Source organism: Methylobacterium sp. C33D, from assembly GCF_053345825.1.
Map to the genome: position 1 here is coordinate 97044 of NZ_JBKFAV010000021.1, position 19924 is coordinate 116967.

Sequence of the window (19924 nt, forward strand, 5' to 3'; positions counted from 1 at the left end):
GCCCCGGGCGGCCGAGGCGCTGATGGACGCCGCCCCCATCCGCGTCGGCCTCGTCGGGATCGGCAACTGCGCCTCGTCCTTCGTGCAGGGGCTGCACCATTACCGCGACGCGGCGCCCGGCGAGCCCGTGCCCGGCCTGATGTCGCCGGATCTCGGCGGTTACCGGGTGCGCGACATCGCGGTGGTCGCGGCCTTCGACGTCGCCGCCGCCAAGGTCGGGCGCGACCTCGCCGCGGCGATCCTGGCCCAGCCCAACAACACGCAGGTCTTCGCCGCGGTGCCGGAGACCGGCGTCACGGTCCGGCGCGGGCCGACGCTCGACGGGATCGGCCGCTACCTCGAGGGCGTGGTGGCGGAGTCCTCCGAGCCGGTCGCCGACGTGGCGGCCGAACTGCGGCGCACCGGCACGCAGGTGCTGGTCTCCTACCTGCCGGTGGGCTCCCAAGGGGCGACCGAGTTCTACGCGGCCTGCGCGCTCCAGGCCGGCTGCGCCTTCGTGAACTGCATCCCGGTCTTCATCGCGTCGAACCCGGAATGGGCGGAGCGCTTCGCCGCGCGGGGGCTGCCGATCGTCGGGGACGACATCAAGAGCCAGGTCGGCGCCACGATCGTGCACCGGGTGCTGGCCAATCTCCTGCGCGAGCGCGGCGTCCGGCTGGACCGGACCTACCAGCTCAATTTCGGCGGCAACGCCGACTTCCTGAACATGCTGGAGCGCGAGCGGCTGGAATCGAAGAAGCTCTCGAAGACCCGGGCGGTGACGAGCCAGCTCGACGGAGCCCTGGCGCCGGGCGACATCCATGTCGGCCCGAGCGACCACGTGCCGTGGCTGACCGACCGGAAATGGGCGCATATCCGGCTGGAGGGCACCGCCTTCGGCGGCGTGCCCCTGAACATCGAGCTGAAGCTCGAAGTCTGGGACTCGCCGAACTCGGCCGGCATCGTGATCGACGCGGTGCGGTGCGCCCGCCTCGCCCTCGACCGGGGTCTCGGCGGGGCCCTGGAGGGGCCGTCGAGCTACTTCATGAAGTCGCCGCCCCGGCAGTTCACCGACGCCGAGGCGCGGGAGCGGACCCTGCGCTTCGCGGCGGGCGAGGGCGCGTGAGGGCGGTCGGCGCACCGGCGGGCGCTGGACCGGCCGCCCGGTCGCTGACGCCCGGCGCCGCGCTTCCGGCGGGGCGCCCCGCATGAGGCAGGTCTTCCTCGTCCGCCACGGCAGCCACGACCGGCTCGGCCGGATCCTGTGCGGGCGCATGCCGGGCGTCTCCCTGAGCGAGGCCGGCCGCGCCGAGGCCCGGGCCCTCGCCGGCGCCCTCGCCCGCCGCCTCGCCGGCAGCGGCGCCGGCACCCTGCTGGCGAGCCCGCGCGCGCGCGCCGCCGAGACCGCCGCGCCGATCGCCGCGGCCCTCGGCCTGACGGTCGCGACCGAGCCCGACCTCGACGAGATCGAGACCGGCGCCTGGACGGGCCGCGGCTTCGACGCCCTCGCGGCCGATCCCCTCTGGGCCGCCTGGAACGCGGAGCGCGCGACCGCCCGCCCGCCGGGGGGCGAGAGCATGGCGGAGGCGCAGGGACGTATCGGCCGGGTCCTCGCCCGCTTCGCGGCGGACGGCGCGCCCGTGATCCTGGTGAGCCACGGCGACGTCATCCGGGCCGTCCTGCTCGGACTCCTCGGCCTCGGCCTCGACGCCTACGACCGGATCGTCGTCGACCCGGCCTCTCTCAGCGAACTCGCCCTCTGGCCCGGCGGCGGGCGGGTCGTGTCGATCAACGAACGGACCGCACCATGACGGCCGAAGAGCTGCGGCGGCGGGCCGACGCCCTCGGCCCCTGGTTCCACAACATCGACCTCGGCGACGGCGTCTGGACCGCCCCGGACCATTTCCTCGGCGACTATCCGGGCGTGAAGTGGCGGCGCTTCGCCGACGCGCTGCCCGCCGACCTCACCGGCAAGAGCGTCCTCGACATCGGCTGCAACGGCGGCTTCTACGCCATCGCGATGAAGCGGCGCGGCGCGGCCCGCGTGCTCGGCCTCGATTCCGACGACCGCTACCTCGCCCAGGCCCGCTTCGCCGCCGCACGGCTCGGCCACGACATCGAGTTCCGCAACCTCTCGGTCTACGACGTGGGGGCCCTGGGCGAGCGGTTCGACGTGGTGCTGTTCATGGGGGTGCTCTACCACCTGCGCCACCCGCTGCTCGCCCTCGACCTGATCCGCGAGCACGTGGCCGGCGACCTCCTGGTGTTCCAGTCGATGCTGCGCGGCAGCCGGGCCGTCGAGCCGGTCGCCGAGGATTACGATTTCTGGGACATGGACCCGTTCGAGCGGCCCGGTTACCCGCGGATGCACTTCGTCGAGCGCGCCTACGCGCATGACTGGACGAACTGGTGGATCCCCAACCGCGCCGGCATCGAGGCGATGCTGCGGGCGAGCGGCTTCGCCATCGCGGCCCGGCCCGAGGCGGAGGTCTATCTCTGCCGCACCGCGCCGGTCCCCTACGGGGTGGGGGCCGCATACCCCGCGCGGGCGCGGGCTCACGGACGCGGGGGAACGCGATGATCGACTCGGTGATGCTCTGGAACGAGCCCAACAACAAGTCGCACTGGGATCCCGAGATCGACCCCGACTGGCTGCTCTTCGCCGAGATGGCCAAGGAGGCGGGCCACGCGGTCCGGGCGGCGAACCCGAACCTGCTCCGCGTCCTCGGCGGCATCTCGCCGATCGACCCGGTCTTCATCCGCAACATGGCGGGCCGCGGCGTCCTCGACGCGGTCGACGCGGTCGCGGTGCACGGCTTCCCCCTCGACTGGAACCTGTGGTCGATCCACGACTGGCCGGCCAAGCTGGAGGAGATCCGCGCGGTCACCGACCTGCCGGTCTGGGTCTCGGAGGTCGGCGTCTCGACCTTCGGCGCCGAGGAGGTCCAGGATTGGGGCCTGCGCCGGACCCTCGAGCTGCTCGCCGGCCGGGCGCCGCGGATCCACTGGTACAGCCTCTACGACCTGCCGCGGGAATGGGAGGCCACCACCCGCCACAAGGAGGCCGAGGGCTCCTCGTACTACCGGCACTTCCACATGGGCCTGCTCCGGCAGGACGGCACCCCGAAGATCGCCCTGGAGAGCTTCGCCCGCCACGCGCCGGAGATCGGCCTGTGCCAGTGGTTCCACTTCGAGGACCACCGGCTCGACGAGGCCGTCGCGTGGATGAAGCGGCTCGGCGTGCGCTACCTGCGCACCGGCCTGTCCTGGGCCGACAGCTTCCGCCCCGGCGCGCTCGACTGGTTCGACCGGCAGATGGCGGCGCTGCGGGATTTCGACGTCACCGTCACCTTCTGCTTCACTCCGGAGCACCGGGGGATCTCGCCCCACCACACCAGCGCGCCGCTGGTCCGCACCGAGTTCGCGGAGTTCTGCGCCGCCATGGTCCGCCGCTACGCCCCCGCGCCCCGGCCGGGCACGACCTGGTAGGGCGCGCCGCGCGCCGGCCGGGTGCGGGCCGAGCGGTCGCGGGCCGCCCGTTTGCCAGCAGTCGCGGGAACGTGCGCGCTTCTCATCCGGATGGGGGATGCGGGTGCCGCGTCCCGGGTCTACGGTCGGGCCTTCTCCGAGACGAGATCACCTCAAGCCCGCCCGGCCAGGCCGCGGCGGGCTTCTTGTCGGGCGCCGCCCGGCGCCGTGCCGGGCGTCCCGGGCAGGCGCTACCGCCGGATCGGCAGCCGGTGGCGGGCGTAGCCGGCGGCATCGCGCACGACCAGGCTCCAGGACCGGTCGGGATCTTCCGCGCAGACCTCGTCGGCCATCTCGGCGATGACGCTGCGCGCCTCGGCCATGGCCTCCTCCAGGCTGCCGACCTCCACGCCGTCGTCGTCCCGGATCGTCTCCTCGCCGCTCTCGAGGTCGAAGTAGAAGCGCTCGGACACCGACCCCCCCTGCTGCCGCCCCGCGGCGATCGTCCGGATATCTCTACGTAGTGCGAAACACGACTGGGAAAGGTCTTCGGCTCGATAAACCTTAATGTATCTAAAACATGGAGTTTGCCCGGTACTACGCGAGCCGGCCGAGATTCCGCTCACGGTATCGCTTACAAGAATGTCCAGCGTCCCCCCGCCGTCGTCCGACGGCCCGGAGCGGTGGCGCGCCTGAGCCGGGGCCCCGTGACATGTCGACCTCCGCCAACCCGCCCAACCCGAGCGCCGAGACGGCCGCGCTCCGCAAGGACAAGCTGCGCGCGCACATCAGGAGCGTTCTGTCGACGATCCGGTCCCATCATACGGCCCGCGGGGCGTCGTCGATCCGCACCACGGGCTACGTCCTTGGCGGGTGGTTCTGCGGCGCGGCTGCGGCGTCGATCCCGCTTTTTACGTAGCAACGGTCCATCCAAGGGATGTGTTTCATGAGGCGCCGCGAACAGGCGCTTCGAACGGCGTCCCATGGCAGAGAACACCCAGATCCGGTCCCATATCCGCGGCGTGCTGCTCCGATTGATGCGGCGGCTGCGCGAGCGGGCCGGCTGACGGGGCCTCTTCGAGGCCCGGGGGACGGTCAACAGGAGGCCGTCGCCCGACGGCCCGGCCTCCCTGACCGCCGAGCCGCGTGATGAGCGGACTGCGTCGGTCCATGCGTCGGTCCATGCGTCGGTGCGTGCGACGGTCCATGCGACGGTGCATCGTGGGCGTGGCCTCCGGCTCGGGGGCGGCGCCCGACGCTCCGATCCCCGCCCGCGATGCCGCCCGGCGGACCGGTCGGAAGGCGGGACCGAAGCCCCCGAGAATCCGCAGGACGACCCGGATTTCGCGCGCGAATAATCGGTCTCGTGCAGCCTTTGCGCCGGAAGGCGCCGTCTTCGCCCACAGGTCGCGACTTTATCTCGGTTCGATACAGATCTAGTCTGTCGCACCGATCGAGGCGGCACCGCGCGCCCGCGCCGGGCGGCGGCCGTCCGGATCGGCTCCCGAGGTGACGATGGGCCAGACGACGATCAAGGACGTCGCCCGACGGGCCGGCGTGAGCTTCCAGACGGTCTCGCTGGTCCTGAATCACCCGCAGAAGGTCGCCCGGACCACGCGCGAGACCATCGAGACGGCCATGCGCGACCTGGACTTCGTGCCCAGCCTCGCGGCCCGGTCGCTGCGCAAGAAGCCGAGCCGCAGCGTCGCCTGCGTGTTCGCCCCCGCGCCGGGGCCCGCCGCCGACGGGGGCTGCCCGGGCGTGGAGGCCGATCACGGCCACGTCCTCCAGACCTTCGGTACCGTCACCGACCAGCAGGGCTACACCCTGGTCCATCGCTGCCGCCGCGGCGACGACCCGGACGGCCCGGGCCGGATCGCCAGCCTGGTCAGCGAGGCCCGGGTCGACGGCCTCGTGGTCTTCCCCGAGGACCGGGACGACCCGCTGATCGGCCTGCTCCAGGCCAAGCGGTGCCCGTTCGTGGTGTTCGGCCTGGACGTGCCCGGCACGCACTACGCTGCGCGGGCCGAGCGCGACGCGATCCACGGGGTCGTCCGCCACCTGATCGCGGCGGGGAGCCGGTCGATCTGCCTGCTCACGGGCGACGCCGGCCGGCCGGCCGCCGCCACCGAGCGGTTCCGCGGGTACCGGGACGCCCTCGCGGAATCCGGGCTGCCCCTGCGCGACGCCCTCGTGGTCGCCTGCGACGGGACCGCCGCGGGCGGCCACCGGGCCGCGCGGGCGCTGCTGGAGAGAGGGCCGGGCGCGCGGCCGGACGCCGTCGTGGCCGCCAGCGACCGGGTGGCGCTCGGCGTGCTGCGGGCGCTGCACGAGGGCGGCGTGCGGGTGCCCGGGGAGATCCGCGTCGTCGGCTTCGACAATCTCAGCCAGGGGGCCTACGCGGTGCCGAGCCTGACCTCGGTCGATGTCCCGGTGCTCGACATGGTCCGGTTCGCCTTCGCGACGCTGGTCGAACTGATCGAGGGGACGCGGGCGCCGGACGACCTCGCCCAGAAGCTGTTCCCCACGCGCCTCGTGGTGCGCGAGTCGAGCGCGGCGGCGGGGCCGCCCTAGCGGGGCCGGTCCTCACTCCGCCGCGAGGACGCCCGCCCCGGTCTCGCCGCGCCCGAACTGCGCCGCGTGCAGGCGGCTGTAGGGGCCGCCGGCGGCGAGCAGGGCCGCGTGCCGGCCCTCCTCGACGACCCCGCCCTCCCCCAGGACCACGATGCGGTCGGCGTCCCGGATGGTGGCGAGGCGGTGGGCGATCACCAGGGTCGTGCGCCCGCGGGCGAGCTCGGCGAGCGCCCGCTGGATCTCCCGCTCGGTCTCGGTGTCGAGCGCCGAGGTCGCCTCGTCGAGGATCAGGATCGGCGGGTTCTTGAGGAACACCCGCGCGATGGCGATGCGCTGCTTCTGTCCGCCGGACAGGCGCACGCCGCGCTCGCCCACCACCGTGTCGAGGCCCTCGGGCAGCCCGTCGATCAGCCCGCCGAGCCGGGCGCGCCGCGCGGCGGCGTCGATCTCGGCCTCGGTGGCGTCGAGGCGGCCGTAGGCGATGTTCTCCCGGATCGTGCCGGCGAACAGGAACACGTCCTGCTGCACGATGCCGATCTGGCGGCGCAGGCTCGCCAGCGTGATGGCGCGGATGTCGATGCCGTCCACCGTGATGCGGCCCGCCTCGACCTCGTAGAAGCGCGGCAGCAGCGCGCAGAGGGTGGTCTTGCCGACCCCCGAGGGACCCACGAACGCCACCGTCTCGCCGGCCGCGACCGCGAGGTCGAGGCCGGTGAAGACCGGGCGGCCGGGGCCGTAGCCGAAGCCGACCCCTTCGAAACGGATGTCGCCGCGCAGGGCGCCGACCGCGCGGGCGTCCGGACGGTCGGTGATGTCGGGCGCGGTGGCCAGCAACTCCTGGTAGCGGCGGAAGCCCGCGACCCCCTTCGGATACGTCTCGACCACGGCGCCGATCTTCTCCAGCGGCCGGTAGAACACGCCCACCAGCAGCAGGAAGCCCACGAAGCCCCCGGGCGTCAGGTCGCCCCGGACCACGAAGGCGGCGCCGCCGAGCAGCACCGCGATCTGGACGAGGCGCAGGCCGAGATAGTTGATCGACAGGCCGGCCGCCATCAGCCGGTAGGCCTCGAGCTTCGTGTCGCGGTAACGGGCATTGTCGAGGGCGAACAGGGCGCGCTCGTGGGGCTCGTTGGCGAAGGCCTGCACGACCCGCATCCCGCCGACATTCTCCTCGATCCGCGCGTTGAAGGCGCCGACCCGGCCGTACTGGGCCTGCCAGTTGCGGGTCATGCGGCCGCCGTAGCGGATCGACACGAAGGCGATCAGCGGCAGGATCGCCGCGGTGATCAGCGCCAGCGGCGCGTGGACGTAGAGCATCAGCGCGAAGGCGCCCAGCAGCGTCATCACGGCGATGAACAGGTCCTCGGGCCCGTGATGGGCGACCTCGCCGATCTCCTCGAGGTCCTTGGTCACCCGGGCGACGAGGTGGCCGGTCTTCTGGCCGTCGTAGAAGCGGAAGGACAGCTTCTGCAGGTGGTCGAAGGCCCGCGCCCGCATGGTGGTCTCGATGTTGATGCCGAGCACGTGGCCCCAGTAGGTGACCACCACCATCAGGCCGGCATTGGCGACGTAGACCAGCGCCAGCGCGGCCGCGGCGAGCAGGATCAGGCCCCAGTCCTGCCGGGGCAGCAGGCTGTCGATGAAGCCCTTCACCGCGATGGGGAAGCCGAGCTCCAGCAGGCCCGACAGCACCGCGCAGCCGAAATCCACCAGGAACAGCGTCCGGTACGGCCGGTAATAGGCGAGGAAGGCCTTCAGCATCGCGCGGCTCGGATCAGCGTTGGGCGGCGCACTCGACGGGGCAGAGCGCGCCGCAGGACGGCACCCCCGGGAGGCGGTGGCGCAGGCAGCAGACGCGCCGCCGCCGGCAGCCCGACGCCCCCGGGCAGAGCGCCTGCGCAAGAGGACTCTCGAGCGGGCTCCTAGCGCAGGCGGGGCCGGCGCGCCATCCGAGGCAGGCCGCGACGTCGTCACAGGCGGCGGCGCGGGCGGCGGCGCGGGCGGCGGATTGGGCTGCGGAGCAGGCCGTGGGGCAGGCGCTCGCACAGGCGGTGCCGGGCCCCGCCCCGTCCCCGAGTTCCCGGGCGACGTAGTCGAGGATCACCGCGGCGTTGCCCCAGAGGACCCGGGGCGCGATCCCGCACCGGGCGTGGCACAGCTCCACGAACGGGCGCAGATGCGCCTCCACCAGCCCGGTCAGGCCGGGGGCCGGGCAGGCCGCGCAGGCCGGCCCGTCCGCGGGCAGGCGGAAGCGGCACGGGCGGCCGGCCCCGTCGAGCTCGAGGCTGACCGCGTCGAAGGCGAGCGGCAGCGGCCGGCCGAGGCGCAGCAGGGCGGTCAGCGCCGGCGTCGCCAGGGCCGCGAGGTAGAACTGGCTCCAGTACGAGACCCGGACCCGGGGGTCCGCGGTCTGGAACGCCGCGCCGAACCCGGCCCCGAAGGCCGCCAGCGTCGCGTCGAACACGTCGGGATCGCGCAGGGCGCCGAGGGGCACCGCCCCCGGGCCGCCGGGGCCCTCGGCGATCCCGTCCCGGTAGGCCGCGAGCGTGTCGGGGACCTGGGCGGCGACCTCGGCGATCATCGCGCCGCCCCGCCGTCGCGCAGGGTCCGGTCCACCGCGACGGCGAGCCACGCCACCGCGGCGGCGTAGAGCGGCAGGGTGGCGGCGAAGTAGCCCGGCCAGCCGATCCAGCCGGCGAGCGCCGGGGCGGCCACCCGCAGCGGCATCGCGGCGAAGAAGGCGGCGCCGAACAGGAGCGCGTAGTCGGTGGCGGGCCTCGGGCCCTGGGCCCAGCGGTAGATCATGTTGAAGACCGGCACGCCCAGGAACCCGCCCGCGACGAAGCTCAGCACGGCGGCGGCGACGCCGAGATCCGGCATCCGGCCCGCGCAGGCGACGACCATCAGGCCGCCGGAGGCGAGGACGCCCAGAGCCCCCGCGGCGATCAGCGGGACCGTGCCGAACCGCGCCGCCAGCCCGCCGGCCGCCAGCGCCATGACGAGGTTCACGCCGGGGAGCACGGTGCCGGTGAGCGTGCCGACCTGCCCGAGCGGGACGCCGAGATCGAGGAGCGCCAGGGTGTCGGGCCCGGCCACGAGGTAGGAGGCGGCGAAGTAGGCCCCGAGCACCAGCACGCGCCCGCCCAGCCGGCGCAGCCGCGCCAGCGAGCCCGACCAGCGCTCCGGGCCGGCGCCGGCCGCGGCGCCCCCGCGCGGGCGCGCCTCCCGGTAGCCCAGGATCGGCAGCAGGCAGAGGGCGTCGAGGGCCGCGCAGGCCAGGACCGCCCAGCGCCAGCCCAGGCTGTCGTAGGAGCCGACCAGCACGCCGACCCCCAGGATCCCGCCGAGGGAGGCGCCGCACAGCTTGGCCGAGGCCACGAAGGCGCGCCGCTCCGCCGGCACGGTCTCGACCACCAGGGCCTCCAGGGCGATGTCCATGGTCGCCACGCCGGCGCAGGCGGCGATCGCCAGGGCGAGCAGCGCCGGGAGCGGCCAAGTCTCGCCGAGGCTCAGGACGACCAGCAGGAGCACCGTGGCGGCCTGCGCGGCCGCGATCCAGCCGATCCGGTGGCCGAGGACCGGCAGGCGGAGACGGTCGAGCAGGGGCGCCCACAGGAAGGTGAGCCCGACCGGCAGGTTGATGAGCTGCAGAAGCCCGACCTCGGCCAGCTCCACGCCGCGCGCCCGCAGGATCAGCGGCGCCCCGCCGGACAGGAAGCCGAGCGTCGCCCCGAAGGTCACGTACAGGCAGAAGAACGGCGCGAGCGGCCGCAGACCCGCCAGGGTATCGACGACCCGTGTGCCGATGGCTGGTCCGGCGGAACCGGTCACCGCGACCCGCACGCCGGGCCGCGATCCGCGCCGGCCCGGAGGCCGCAGTTTATAATCACACTAATCTGTTGATTTACCTCGGGTTTTGCTGTTTAGAGAGGTCGGCGCCGGGGATCAAGCCGGCGGCGTTTCGCGGCGCGTCGGCGCGCGCTCCGCCGGCGGATCCGGCGTTAACCTTTCGTCAACCATGCCCCTGACAGAGTCTCCGGCGGAGGGCTGAGCCATGACCCGACGCCGGGATTTCGACGCGCTGAGCGAGGCGCAGATCGCCGCGAACCGCACGCAGGGGCGCTGGGTCGAGCCGAAGGCGGGATTCCGCCCGGCCGGGCCGCGGGCCGTGTCCGATCTGCTCGACACGATCCAGCACGTGGCCGAAGCCGCGACCGGCGAGCGCAGCTTCCTGCACCTGCGTCCGGAGGCCGGCCGGCCCCGCGGGCGCTGAGACGATCCGTCCCGCGATCCCGCGATCGCGACCGCGCGGCGCACTGGCAAGGGCCGGCCGGTTCTGCAACAACGCCGGCATGAGACGGCGTCCCGCCCTCGATTCCGCCCGCGCGCGCGCCGACCGCCCACGCCCGATCCGGCGCCGCTTCGCGGACGCGGACGCGGCCGGCGCGCTGGCCGGGCCGCCGATCGGCGATGTCGGCCTGCCCGGCGGCCTCAGCGGCCGGGAGACGGCGGAGGCGGCCCGCCCCGGCCCGCCGGACCGGAAGATCCCGGTCATCACCGGCTGCGCCGGGACCGCGACGTTCGGCACTCGCGGCCTCGAACCGGGGCTCCGGGTGATCGCCGGGCCGGTCCCCGCGCGGACCCTGGCCGCGCGGGTGCGCGCGACGATGGCCGGTCGCGACTGACCGTCGATGCCGCCGCGCTTCCGGTTCCCCGCCCCGCTCCCACGCTCTCTGCCCCTGTCGCTGACGACCCGCATCCTGCTGCTCGTCCTGCTCGCCCTCGCCCCGGCGCTGGCGATCCAGGGCTACAACGAGGTCGCCCTGCGGGCGAGCCGCGACGCGGCCGTGCGGGCCGACGCCCGCGCCACCGCGCGGGACGTCGCCGAGGATTTCGCGCAGATCTCCGAGCGGATGCAGCAGGCCCTCGACCTGATCTCCGGGGACGCCACCGTGCAGGCGCGGGAGCCGGCGGCCTGCACCGCCTACCTGCGGCGGGCGGCCGCGCGGCTGCCGCACGTGCTGCTGATCGCCCTCACCGATCCCGACGGGGCCGTGATCTGCGACAGCGCCGGCGCGCCCGCGGGCGCCTATTCGAGCCGCGGCCGGACCTATCACCGCCGCGCCCTGGAGCGGGGCGGCTACGCCGTGGGCGGATACGCGGTCGGCTTCCAGACGAAGCGCCCGTCGATCCACTTCGCCCGGGCCGTCCATGCCGGCGACGCGGCGGGGCCCCCCGCGGGCGTCCTGCTCGCCGCCGTCGACCTCGACTGGCTCTCCGACCACCTGGAGCAGGCGCTCCATCAGGCGGAGACGGCGATCACCGTGACGGACCGGGACGGCCTGATCATCGCCCGCCGCCCGGACGAGGCGGCCTGGATCGGCAGGCCGATCCCGCCCGACCGGGTCGCCATGCTGGAGGCTCAGGGCAGCGACGTCCGCGTCGCCGCCGGCCTGGACGGCCGGACGCGGATCATCGCCACCGCGATGCCGGACGGCCCGCTGGCGGGAGTGCGCGTCGTCGTCGGGCGCGACTACGCCACCGCCTTCGCGGATATCGACGCCGCCACCCGCCGCGGGCTGGTCCTGATCGCCCTGGGGGCGGCGCTGGCGCTCGCCGCCGCCCTCGTGGCCGGACGGGTGTTCATCCGGCGCCCGGTCGACCGGCTCCTGCGCACCGCGGCGGCGTGGCAGGCGGGCGACCTCGCCGCCCGCACCGGCCTGCGCGGCGCCGCGGAGTTCGACCGGCTCGGCAGCAAGCTCGACGCCATGGCCGGAACCCTCCAGCGCAGCACCGCCGAGCTGCGCGCGGAGATCCAGCGCGGGCGCGCCCTCCAGGCGCAGCAGGGCACGATGCTGCACGAGCTGAACCACCGGGTGAAGAACACCCTGGCCACCGTCCAGGCCCTCGCCCGCCAGTCCCGCGGCTCCGCGGAGATCCTGGAGGCGCGCATCCTCGCCCTGTCCAAGACTCACGACCTCCTGACCCGCGAGGACTGGAGCGGGGCCGCCCTGCGCGAGGTGCTGGAGAGCGAGCTCGGCCCGTACCGGACCGGCGGCGACCAGATCCGCCTGGACGGGCCGGACGTGTCGCTGAGCCCCCGCGAGGTGCTGGCCCTCGGCATGACGGTGCACGAGTTGACCACCAACGCCGCCAAGTACGGCGCCCTCTCGGTCCGCGAGGGCCGCGTCCGCGTGGCGTGGTCGCTCGCCGCCGGCGCGGCCGGGGAGCGGCGCTTGCGGCTCAGCTGGGAGGAGCGCGGCGGCCCGCCGGTGCGGGCGCCGACCCGGGTGGGCTTCGGGACGCGGCTGATCGCCGGCGGCGTGCGGCGCGAACTCGCCGGCACCGTCGACCTCGCGTTCGAGGCCGAGGGCCTGCGCTGTCGCCTCGACGTGCCGCTCGATCCGGGCCTCGGCCCCATGCTGGCGCCGACGGGCTAGGTGCGGCCCGGCTCGGACGATTCAGTCGTTGAAGCAGAGCTTTGAGCACGGATCCTGGCAGATCAGTTGAACGCGCCCGACCGCACGTCGCGCGTCGCGCGCTATCGATCCGCGCTCGGACCGCGCGCGAGCTTTCCTCTAAAACACGTTGATACCTTTGAGTTTTCCGGTCTCGGCATCACGCGCCGACGCGCGTGACCTCCCGGACGTCGCGCTTCACCTGCCGCCACGTCCGCCAGGGCTCGAGGTTCGAGAGCGCCATCCGGCGCGCGCCCATCCAGCCGAGGCTGAGCGCGATCACGAGGAACGGCGCGGCGACGATCAGCGCAGCCGGCGCCTCGGCGCCGAACGGCACGGCCAGGAGCTTCACGACGGCGTCGAGGCCGAGGAAGAAGGTGACGATCAGCAGCACCGGGATCGTGCCGACGATGGCGATCAGCGACACGATCGCCCGGAAATTGCCGTCGACCTCCGTCCGCGCCAGCGTGAGCAGCGCCTCGACATGCGCCGTCCCCTCGCGCAGGGCCGCGATCAGCAGGGCGAGGGTTCCGTCCGGTGTCTGACGCATGGATACGAGGGTCCTCGGGGCCGTCTCCGGCCGGCTCTCGCCAACGGGGCCGCGGCCCGAAGCGTTCCGCGCCGGGCGCTCACAGCATCAGGAGCACGGCGCCGAGGATCAGCACAGTCGCCAGACCGGCCAGGAGGACGGTCCGGCCGGCATCCGCGCCGTCGTCGGGGATCGGCTCCGGGGCGGCCGGCGCAGCGGAGGCGGGCGCCGCGAAGGCCGCGCCCGGCCCCGCCTCCGCGACCCGGACCGGCGGCGTTCCGGGCCGCGGCGGCGGAAGGGCGACCGAGACCGGGACCGGCCGGTCCGTCGGGGGGCCGAAGGCCTCCGGCTCGACGCTCACGCCCGCCGCCTCCAGCTCCAGCATCACCAGGACCAGCGCGTCGACCTCCATGCCCTCGACGGGCAGCGCGGCGCGCAGATCGTCGGCGGTGAGGAGGCCCCGGTCACGGCCGAGGGCGACCAGCCGGTCGAGCGCCGCGCGATCCAGAGCCTGTGTCATGTCCCGCCTCCGCGGCCGCGCCCCGACCGTCCATCGAGAACGCGCCCGGGCGACGCCGGTTACCGGCCCCCGCGGGTGCTCCGGCGTCAGGCGCCGAGGGCGGGCCCGGCCGCCGGGATCGCGCCGGGCTCCGGCCGCGCGCCGCCCGATCCCGGCCGAAACTGGAGCATCGGCCGCTCGATCAGGTACCAGCTCAGCAGGCCGAGGGGGATGGCGGCCGCGAGGGCGAGGGCGGCGACCGTCCAGGGGGAGATCCCGGGGATCCGCGCGACCAGCAGGTTCTGCACCGGCCAGGCGTAGAGGTAGAGCCCGTAGGACGGGTCGACCCGGGCGGTGGCGCGGCTGAGGGCGATGGGGCGCACCGCGAGGGCGAACCAGAAGATCAGGTAGCCGCCGAGGATCGCGAAGGCCGGCTCGGCCAGCGGCCGGCTGAACATCAGCGGCAGGAGCAGCAGGGCGGCGCGGGTCGCGCCGCGCCGCGTGTAGGCGATCCGGTCGGCGAACAGCCGGAACGCGCCGCCGCAGCAGAACACGAAGGTGAGGCGGATCATCTCCGACAGCGAGCCGAGGGCATCGCCCGGATGTCCGATCGGCATCCAGAGCCAGCGCAGGGCGAGGAGGCTCCCGAGCCCCGCGAGCAGGCCGAGATAGCGCCCGCGGCGGCGCAGGGCGCGAGCGGTGCCGACGAGGCCGAGCAGCAGGTAGCAGCCGAACTCGCACGGAATGGTCCACATCGAGCCGTTGAGCAGCGGGTAGGGCAGCTCGGCGAAGGCGCCCGGCACCACAGGCATCAGCAGCAGCGACAGCCGCAGCAGAGTCTCGAGTGGCGAGGCGGCCGCGAGATTGCCGCCGCCGAGGGGCGCGACGACGGCGATGCAGAGCAGGGAGGCGATCACGAAGGCCGGATAGATCCGCAGCGCCCGGCGCGCGAGGTAGTCGCCGAAGGAGCGCTTGGCGCGGTAGCTCGCGGTGATCAGGTAGCCGCTCACGAGGAAGAAGCCGTCGACGGCGATCTCCCCCAGGGACAGGGTCCCGAAGACCTGCGTCAGCAGCTCCCGCGACCGGTTCCCATCCACGAGTTCGGGGGCGTGGGCGAGGATCACGAGGCCCGCAAACAGGAGTCGCAGGGATCCGAAATTGTTCGCCCGCGCGTCCCGGCCGCCCGTCGCCTCCGCCACCTGTACCCGCCCCGTGACCCCTAAGCCCGGCGCCCAGGGACCGGGAAACGGTGCGCGAAGGCAAGGACGCTGGGGCAACACGCGCCGGAGATCCGACTAACCCGCCCGCGGCGTCACGCGATGGGACGGGCGCCGTTGCGCTCCCGGCGCGGTTGGGCTACGGAATAGCCACGGCCTGCACCCGTAGCTCAGCTGGATAGAGCGTTGCCCTCCGAAGGCAAAGGTCACACGTTCGAATCGTGTCGGGTGCGCCAATTCTCTCAAAGGCTTAGCAGGGGTTAGCCCCGATGCTTAGAGGGACGGTGTCACCAAAGTGCCACCGCTGCGATCCCACAGCGCGTGGCTTCTCTGCTCCCTGGCCGCTTCTGCCACTCTCGCCAGTATGACGATTGCCAGCCCCACGCAGGATGGCCCGTGAACGCGGAGTTGGCCCCGACCGGCACGCTCCGGGTCGGTCTCGTCGACGCGCCCTCCGCCGGCCTGATCTCGTCTGACGCGCCGCCGATGGAGGGCTCGACGGCGTGACAGCCGATCTGAGCGCGGATCTCGCCCGCGAGGCCGGTCTCCCGCTGGCCGTCACGCTGTTCCCGAATTCGGGTACTCCGGCCGCCGCCCTCCCGGTCGCGGTGATCGATCTCGGAGTGGGCTTTTACGATCTGGCAGGCACCTCTCTGGTCAGGGCCGGGTCAGGCATCACCGACGTGGCGCAGGTGCATCGCCAAGGCTTCCGGGTCACGGCGATCGAGGGCACGACGACATTCCGCGCCTCCGTCCGCATGCTGACCCGGACGCAGCCCCTCCCTCCCGTGGCCAGAGGCAACCGCCCGCTTTCGCGCCGGTCGGGCGGACGCTTTCGTCCTCTCGCGCGTCGCGCTGCCGGCTGTGGTCGCGCAGGTCCCGGGCTCCCGGATCGGCGTGGGCGATTTCCGGCAGACGCAGGTCGCTGTCGCCGTTCCCAAGAGCCGTCCCGCCGCCGCCTCTCAAAAGGGGTCGCCCGTCCGACGGGTGCCTCAGCGTGACCAAGTGATCGTCGCTGTCCGACGCGCGGAGCGAGATCGAGATGCGATGGCGTCACTGCCGTGAGAGCGGCTCTCACGCGGCCCCGAAGTCGTTGGGCGCCCCAGGACCGCGCTTGGCGACGGCCGAGCAGGCCGCCGCACGCGCCCCGGAGGCTCGCTGTCCGGGCCAACTTAGATCCGGGTGCTCCTGAGGCTCGGCCGCCTGCGATCGACCCGGCTTGGCTCAGGCCAGCGTCGGCACCGAATCGGTGAAGCCCGCGGCCGGCTGGTCAGCGTCGAAGTGATCAGCCAGCGCCACGACGAGCGCGAAGTTGGCGATCGCGGCGAAGGGGAGGAGCGCGAGGGCAGTGGAGAGGGTCACGGGGAGCGTCCTGTTGTGCGGTGCGTTAGAAACGATATCGCACCGCACGCGCCGCATTGGTATACCACATGCCTCGCGCCAGATATGCAGAGTCTGCATAAGCGTTTTGGGACTGTGCGCCGGACTGACGATGATCAGGGCGGGGATCAAGCGGTAGACCGAGGGAAGCGAGGCCCGTTGATGCGGGCAACAGGCTTTTCGTTCGCTGTGCCAAGGTTCCATGCCTTGGCTGGTCATAGAGAGATTGAAGCGGCGTGCGTTATCTCCAGAGTCGACGCCGTGAGCGCCGTGCGGCGATCCGACGATGCCTCTGTCGATCTCGGCTCAGCCATAGACGAAGACGTCGCGCCGCACTGCGCGGACGGGATTAGAGACACCAGCGTCGAGCGGGCGTAGCGAGGCCTCAGGCGCTCGCGGCGGTCTTCGGCTCGTGCCTACTGCTTGTTCCAGCCATCGGGGATCGGACCCCGGCCCGCGACTCATGCTGACGATCGGCCCTGTCGACGACCGCTGAAGGCTGGATCCGGCGCCGAGACGCCACCTTGGTCGTCTGGGCTCTGGCGCGCTCGACAGCGTGTTCGCATCGGCATCGGTCAGTGTCCGCCGCGCCGTGGCCGGCCCAGAATTGTCGATCATGCAACCATCGGTGAGAGACTGAGACGTACGCGCGTACCTGAGATGGAATTGGTCCGCGCCTATTCTGCTGATCTCCCATTTTCGGCGCGCAATATGTTTTCCCAATGTGTCCACAGTTAACTCAGGCTAAACGCACGGTCCTGGTTAATGTTTTCACCGCGAATCGGTGAAACCAGCCAGAAAGTTAACGCCCCATGTCCTCCATCACCCTGTCGGCCGCGACGCGTCAGAACCTGCTCTCGCTGCAGGATACCGCCCAGTTGATGGCGACCACCCAGAACCGGCTCGCGACCGGCAAGACGGTCAATTCCGCCCTCGACAACCCGACCAACTTCTTCACCTCCCAGGCCCTCGACGGCCGCTCCTCGAGCCTGAACACCCTCCTCGACGGCATCTCCAACGGCATCCAGTCGATCCAGGCCGCCAACCAGGGCATCACCTCGATCCAGAAGCTGGTCAGCCAGGCCAAGTCGATCGCCAACCAGGCGCTCTCGACCCAGCTCTCCACCACGGGCACCGCCGCCAACGCGTTCCCGACCACGAGCAGCACCGCCTCCTCCACGGTTCTGCTCACCATCAACGGCAGCTCGGTATCGGCGAACTTCGCCGCCTCCTCGAGCGTCAACGCGGCGGTCGCCGCCCTCAACGCCGCGGTCAGCTCGGCCTCGACCTCGTCCGGCGGCGCCTTCGGCGCCGGCGCGATCTTCTCGGTCGACAGCACCGGCACCAAGATCGTCCTGAACGCCCAGGCCGACGTCGAATTCCAGAACTCCGGCAGCCAGACGGCGCTGGGCTTCACCGCCTCGGGCACCACCGCCTCGACCTACGGCACCGCCGCCAGCACCGTCGTGTCCAGCGACCTGTCGATCTCGGGCACGGCCCAGCGCGCCTCGCTGGCGAGCCAGTACAACAACCTGCTCAACCAGATCACCCAGCTCGCCAGCGACGCCAGCTACAACGGCGTCAACCTCATTGCCGGCAAGGGCAATGACATGAACATTAAGTTCAACGACACCGGCAGCTCGAACCTCAACGTCGCCTCGGTCGACGCGACCTCGAACGGCCTGGGCCTGTCGTCGATCACCAGCTCGAACAACTCGTCGAGCCAGAACGGCCTCGGCAACTTCCTGCTGAACGCGGACGTCAACAAGACCCTGGCTGTCCTGACCACGGCGGGCGCGACCCTGAACTCCGCGGCGAGCGCCCTGGGCTCGAACCTGTCGGTGGTTCAGAACCGCCAGGACTTCTCCAAGCAGCTGATCAACGTGCTGCAGACGGGCTCGGCCAACCTGACCAACGCCGACCTGAACCAGGAGGCGGCGAACTCGCAGGCGCTGTCGACCCGCCAGTCGATGGGCATCTCGGCCCTGTCGCTGGCCAACTCCGCCCAGCAGGGCGTCCTCCAGCTCCTGCGCTGAGTCTCGGCCCCGAGATCGACGCGGCGGCCGGGGCGACGCTCCGGCCGCCCGACGTCCGCGACCTGTGCCGGGGCCAAGTCGTCGACAAGGGTTTCGCAGCCATCTGATTCCGTGGTCGTTCCGATGGGGCCGGCTTCGATTTGTCAATCGGTGTTGATGTCTCGTGCTCCCTCATCCAGAAACCGTCTCGCTTCGATTTCGTGCATAGCGAATATCCACAGTGACAGCACCCTCACAGCGATCGTCGCCATCTTCGCGCCGCTCTCGAGCGGATCGCTAGGAGAAATGGAGCGCTCTTCAGCAAGCAGATGGAGACTTGCGTCAGGAAATGTGTCGCTGAAGATCCGGAGAATTTCTCTAAAGCCTGCATTCGATATCTATTTCAGAACAAGCCAAGCTGTATAATTTAGTGCATAGTGCGCAAATCGTCGATATATTTGAGTATCACTCTTAAGTCAGGCGCAGTGCCGTAATGCGCTTCGCTTCAGAAATGTCGATTCTCGTAATGGAGAAGTAGAATTTCTTGATGCGCGCTGGCGTCTAGAGTGAATGCTCCTTTCCGACGAGCATCTTACGCCGGTTGATCCGAGGCAGAAGGCACTGATCCCCACGGCAAAGCACCGGCGATCGATGGACACGCCACGACGAACCCCGTTCGGCGGCGTTGCCCCGGATCCCTGTCGCCGTTCGCCTGATTGACCTTGGAGATAAGGAACGCGAACCGATCCACTCCGGCGCGCGGGCAACTCGGGGCGAGCCAAGGGGAGGCTTCGTGGGCGGATCCAGGGAACGGGAAAGGCGCGACCTCAAGCCTCCGATAATCGCGCTCGCCGTCGTGGGGCTCGTCTTCGCCGGGTCCATCGCGGGTTACCGGACTTGGCAGACAGGCAGCCAGCAGCATACCGCATCGCCGCGGAGCGACGGATCGGCGACGGCTCTCCCCAAGTGAGCGGCTGAACCGGGCCACAGGTCCGGCGAACACCAGTATCGCCGGCGGAGCGGGCGCCTGAGCGGGTGGATCGGCAGTATCGAGGCCGCGCTTAAAGGAAAGCTCTCGCGATACGGCCAATCAATGCGGTTCATGACATGCAGCCTTCAGCCGGATCAGGTATTCGGGCAGCGCCGACGGAGATCGGCTCGGCCAAGTCCTGGAGATGGGTTGATGCTCAAGTCACTCGCCGCCGCGGCACTACTCACTGTCGGCATCGCCGCGCCGGCCTCGGCGCTGCCCGTCGCGGGGGTGCCGCTCCCCGCCGCGCAGGACGCGCTGATCCAGCACGTCTACGGCGGATGCGGGCCCTACGGCCATCGCGGGCCGTATGGTGGATGCCGCGCCGGCGGCCAGTGGGGCGGGTATGTCGGTCGGGCCTGCCCGCGCGGCTTCCACCTCGGTCGCGGCGGGCGGCGCTGCTGGCCGAACCGGTACTGGTAGCGGCCCACCGGCCCCCCGAGCCGCAGCACTCCGTGACGGAACGCAGGAACACCCCGGGAGCGTGCGCTCCCGGGGTGCTGCCGACCTCGCGGCCAGTTTGATCGGGCTGGGGATGCGAAGGCCAACCGGATGGCCGCTCTTCGGCGGCGGCGGACGATGGGGCGGACCAGCGCCCCCTCGCCCGCCGCCGCGTCTCCCGGCACGGAAGCCGGGGGCAACGCGGCCCGATCTCAGTATGAGCCGAACTTGTAGTTGAGGCCTGCGCGGACGACGGCGAACTCTGTCTTGGCGGCGGCGCCGTTGAGGTAGGCGGTGCCGTTCGGGGGCAGGAGGTTGCCGTAGAAGACGCCGC

Annotated in this window: 19 protein-coding genes, 1 tRNA gene and 1 pseudogene; 12 read left to right on the forward strand and 9 right to left on the reverse strand. The window is 72.2% G+C overall.

Annotated features, from left to right (window positions below):
* Window positions 1–22 precede the first annotated feature (22 nt).
* The 4 genes from ACLBXO_RS18140 (at window position 23) to ACLBXO_RS18155 (ending at window position 3468) form a co-directional block, all read left to right on the forward strand.
* Window positions 23–1105, forward strand: coding sequence for an inositol-3-phosphate synthase (locus ACLBXO_RS18140; RefSeq protein ID WP_331314305.1), 1083 nt, complete (start codon window positions 23–25; stop codon window positions 1103–1105).
* A gap of 82 nt (window positions 1106–1187) precedes the next feature.
* Complete coding sequence (locus ACLBXO_RS18145; protein ID WP_447686206.1) at window positions 1188–1790, forward strand: histidine phosphatase family protein; 603 nt, start codon at window positions 1188–1190, stop codon at window positions 1788–1790.
* The gene (locus tag ACLBXO_RS18150; protein ID WP_331314304.1) at window positions 1787–2560 is read left to right on the forward strand and encodes a TIGR04290 family methyltransferase; all 774 of its coding nucleotides are present in this window, start codon (window positions 1787–1789) and stop codon (window positions 2558–2560) included. Before ACLBXO_RS18145 ends, ACLBXO_RS18150 begins: the two co-directional genes overlap by 4 nt.
* On the forward strand, window positions 2557–3468 hold the full coding sequence (locus ACLBXO_RS18155) for a beta-xylosidase (RefSeq protein WP_331314302.1): 912 nt from the start codon (window positions 2557–2559) through the stop codon (window positions 3466–3468). The genes ACLBXO_RS18150 and ACLBXO_RS18155 overlap by 4 nt, the downstream gene beginning before the upstream one ends.
* A 230-nt stretch (window positions 3469–3698) precedes the next feature.
* Here ACLBXO_RS18155 and ACLBXO_RS18160 read toward each other — a convergent pair whose 3' ends face one another.
* The gene (locus tag ACLBXO_RS18160; RefSeq protein WP_331314300.1) at window positions 3699–3920 is read right to left on the reverse strand and encodes a DUF6894 family protein; all 222 of its coding nucleotides are present in this window, start codon (window positions 3918–3920) and stop codon (window positions 3699–3701) included.
* A gap of 239 nt (window positions 3921–4159) precedes the next feature.
* Between ACLBXO_RS18160 and ACLBXO_RS18165 the strand changes: the two genes are divergently transcribed.
* Both ACLBXO_RS18165 and ACLBXO_RS18170 read left to right on the forward strand, forming a co-directional pair.
* Complete coding sequence (locus ACLBXO_RS18165) at window positions 4160–4366, forward strand: hypothetical protein (protein ID WP_331314299.1); 207 nt, start codon at window positions 4160–4162, stop codon at window positions 4364–4366.
* Between the two features lie 596 nt (window positions 4367–4962).
* Window positions 4963–6021 (forward strand): LacI family DNA-binding transcriptional regulator, encoded by a 1059-nt coding sequence (locus ACLBXO_RS18170; RefSeq protein WP_447686207.1) that lies wholly within the window; start codon window positions 4963–4965, stop codon window positions 6019–6021.
* A 12-nt stretch (window positions 6022–6033) separates the two neighbouring features.
* Here ACLBXO_RS18170 and ACLBXO_RS18175 read toward each other — a convergent pair whose 3' ends face one another.
* The 3 genes from ACLBXO_RS18175 to ACLBXO_RS18185 are packed head-to-tail and all read right to left on the reverse strand — an operon-like array spanning window position 6034 to window position 9852.
* The gene (locus ACLBXO_RS18175; RefSeq protein WP_331313457.1) at window positions 6034–7782 is read right to left on the reverse strand and encodes an ABC transporter ATP-binding protein; all 1749 of its coding nucleotides are present in this window, start codon (window positions 7780–7782) and stop codon (window positions 6034–6036) included.
* 13 nt (window positions 7783–7795) lie between these two features.
* Window positions 7796–8602, reverse strand: a complete 807-nt coding sequence (gene fhuF / locus ACLBXO_RS18180; RefSeq protein ID WP_447686208.1) for a siderophore-iron reductase FhuF — start codon at window positions 8600–8602, stop codon at window positions 7796–7798.
* Entirely contained in the window at window positions 8599–9852 is a 1254-nt protein-coding gene (locus ACLBXO_RS18185) for an MFS transporter (protein ID WP_447686209.1), read from the reverse strand. The genes fhuF and ACLBXO_RS18185 overlap by 4 nt, the downstream gene beginning before the upstream one ends.
* 223 nt (window positions 9853–10075) lie before the next feature.
* Between ACLBXO_RS18185 and ACLBXO_RS18190 the strand changes: the two genes are divergently transcribed.
* From ACLBXO_RS18190 to ACLBXO_RS18200, 3 genes are all read left to right on the forward strand, one after another.
* Window positions 10076–10294 carry a hypothetical protein gene (locus ACLBXO_RS18190; RefSeq protein ID WP_447686210.1) on the forward strand — a complete coding sequence of 73 codons (219 nt, stop codon included), beginning with the start codon at window positions 10076–10078 and terminating at the stop codon, window positions 10292–10294.
* Window positions 10295–10373: 79 nt separating this feature from the next.
* Window positions 10374–10706 (forward strand): hypothetical protein, encoded by a 333-nt coding sequence (locus ACLBXO_RS18195; RefSeq protein WP_447686211.1) that lies wholly within the window; start codon window positions 10374–10376, stop codon window positions 10704–10706.
* A 6-nt stretch (window positions 10707–10712) separates the two neighbouring features.
* Window positions 10713–12461: an HWE histidine kinase domain-containing protein gene (locus tag ACLBXO_RS18200; protein WP_447686212.1), complete on the forward strand. Its 1749-nt coding sequence runs from the start codon at window positions 10713–10715 to the stop codon at window positions 12459–12461.
* Between the two features lie 178 nt (window positions 12462–12639).
* Here ACLBXO_RS18200 and ACLBXO_RS18205 read toward each other — a convergent pair whose 3' ends face one another.
* From ACLBXO_RS18205 to ACLBXO_RS18215, 3 genes are all read right to left on the reverse strand, one after another.
* The gene (locus ACLBXO_RS18205) at window positions 12640–13029 is read right to left on the reverse strand and encodes a phage holin family protein (protein ID WP_447686213.1); all 390 of its coding nucleotides are present in this window, start codon (window positions 13027–13029) and stop codon (window positions 12640–12642) included.
* 79 nt (window positions 13030–13108) lie between these two features.
* Complete coding sequence (locus ACLBXO_RS18210) at window positions 13109–13528, reverse strand: RNA polymerase sigma factor region1.1 domain-containing protein (RefSeq protein WP_447686214.1); 420 nt, start codon at window positions 13526–13528, stop codon at window positions 13109–13111.
* A gap of 86 nt (window positions 13529–13614) precedes the next feature.
* Window positions 13615–14706, reverse strand: coding sequence for an acyltransferase family protein (locus tag ACLBXO_RS18215; protein ID WP_447686215.1), 1092 nt, complete (start codon window positions 14704–14706; stop codon window positions 13615–13617).
* 177 nt (window positions 14707–14883) lie between these two features.
* Between ACLBXO_RS18215 and ACLBXO_RS18220 the strand changes: the two genes are divergently transcribed.
* Window positions 14884–14960 (forward strand) — tRNA-Arg (locus tag ACLBXO_RS18220).
* 988 nt (window positions 14961–15948) lie between these two features.
* On the opposite strand, the gene ACLBXO_RS18225 is transcribed toward ACLBXO_RS18220, so the two are convergent.
* Window positions 15949–16086: a hypothetical protein gene (locus tag ACLBXO_RS18225; protein ID WP_447686216.1), complete on the reverse strand. Its 138-nt coding sequence runs from the start codon at window positions 16084–16086 to the stop codon at window positions 15949–15951.
* An 830-nt stretch (window positions 16087–16916) separates the two neighbouring features.
* Between ACLBXO_RS18225 and ACLBXO_RS18230 the strand changes: the two genes are divergently transcribed.
* Both ACLBXO_RS18230 and ACLBXO_RS18235 read left to right on the forward strand, forming a co-directional pair.
* A complete protein-coding gene (locus ACLBXO_RS18230) occupies window positions 16917–18140 on the forward strand; it encodes a flagellin N-terminal helical domain-containing protein (RefSeq protein ID WP_447686217.1) in 1224 nt (407 codons plus the stop codon).
* Window positions 18141–19302: 1162 nt separating this feature from the next.
* Window positions 19303–19572, forward strand: a complete 270-nt coding sequence (locus ACLBXO_RS18235; protein WP_447686218.1) for a GCG_CRPN prefix-to-repeats domain-containing protein — start codon at window positions 19303–19305, stop codon at window positions 19570–19572.
* Window positions 19573–19802: 230 nt separating this feature from the next.
* Here ACLBXO_RS18235 and ACLBXO_RS18240 read toward each other — a convergent pair.
* Window positions 19803–19924: pseudogene (locus ACLBXO_RS18240) on the reverse strand (porin family protein); the annotation flags it as partial.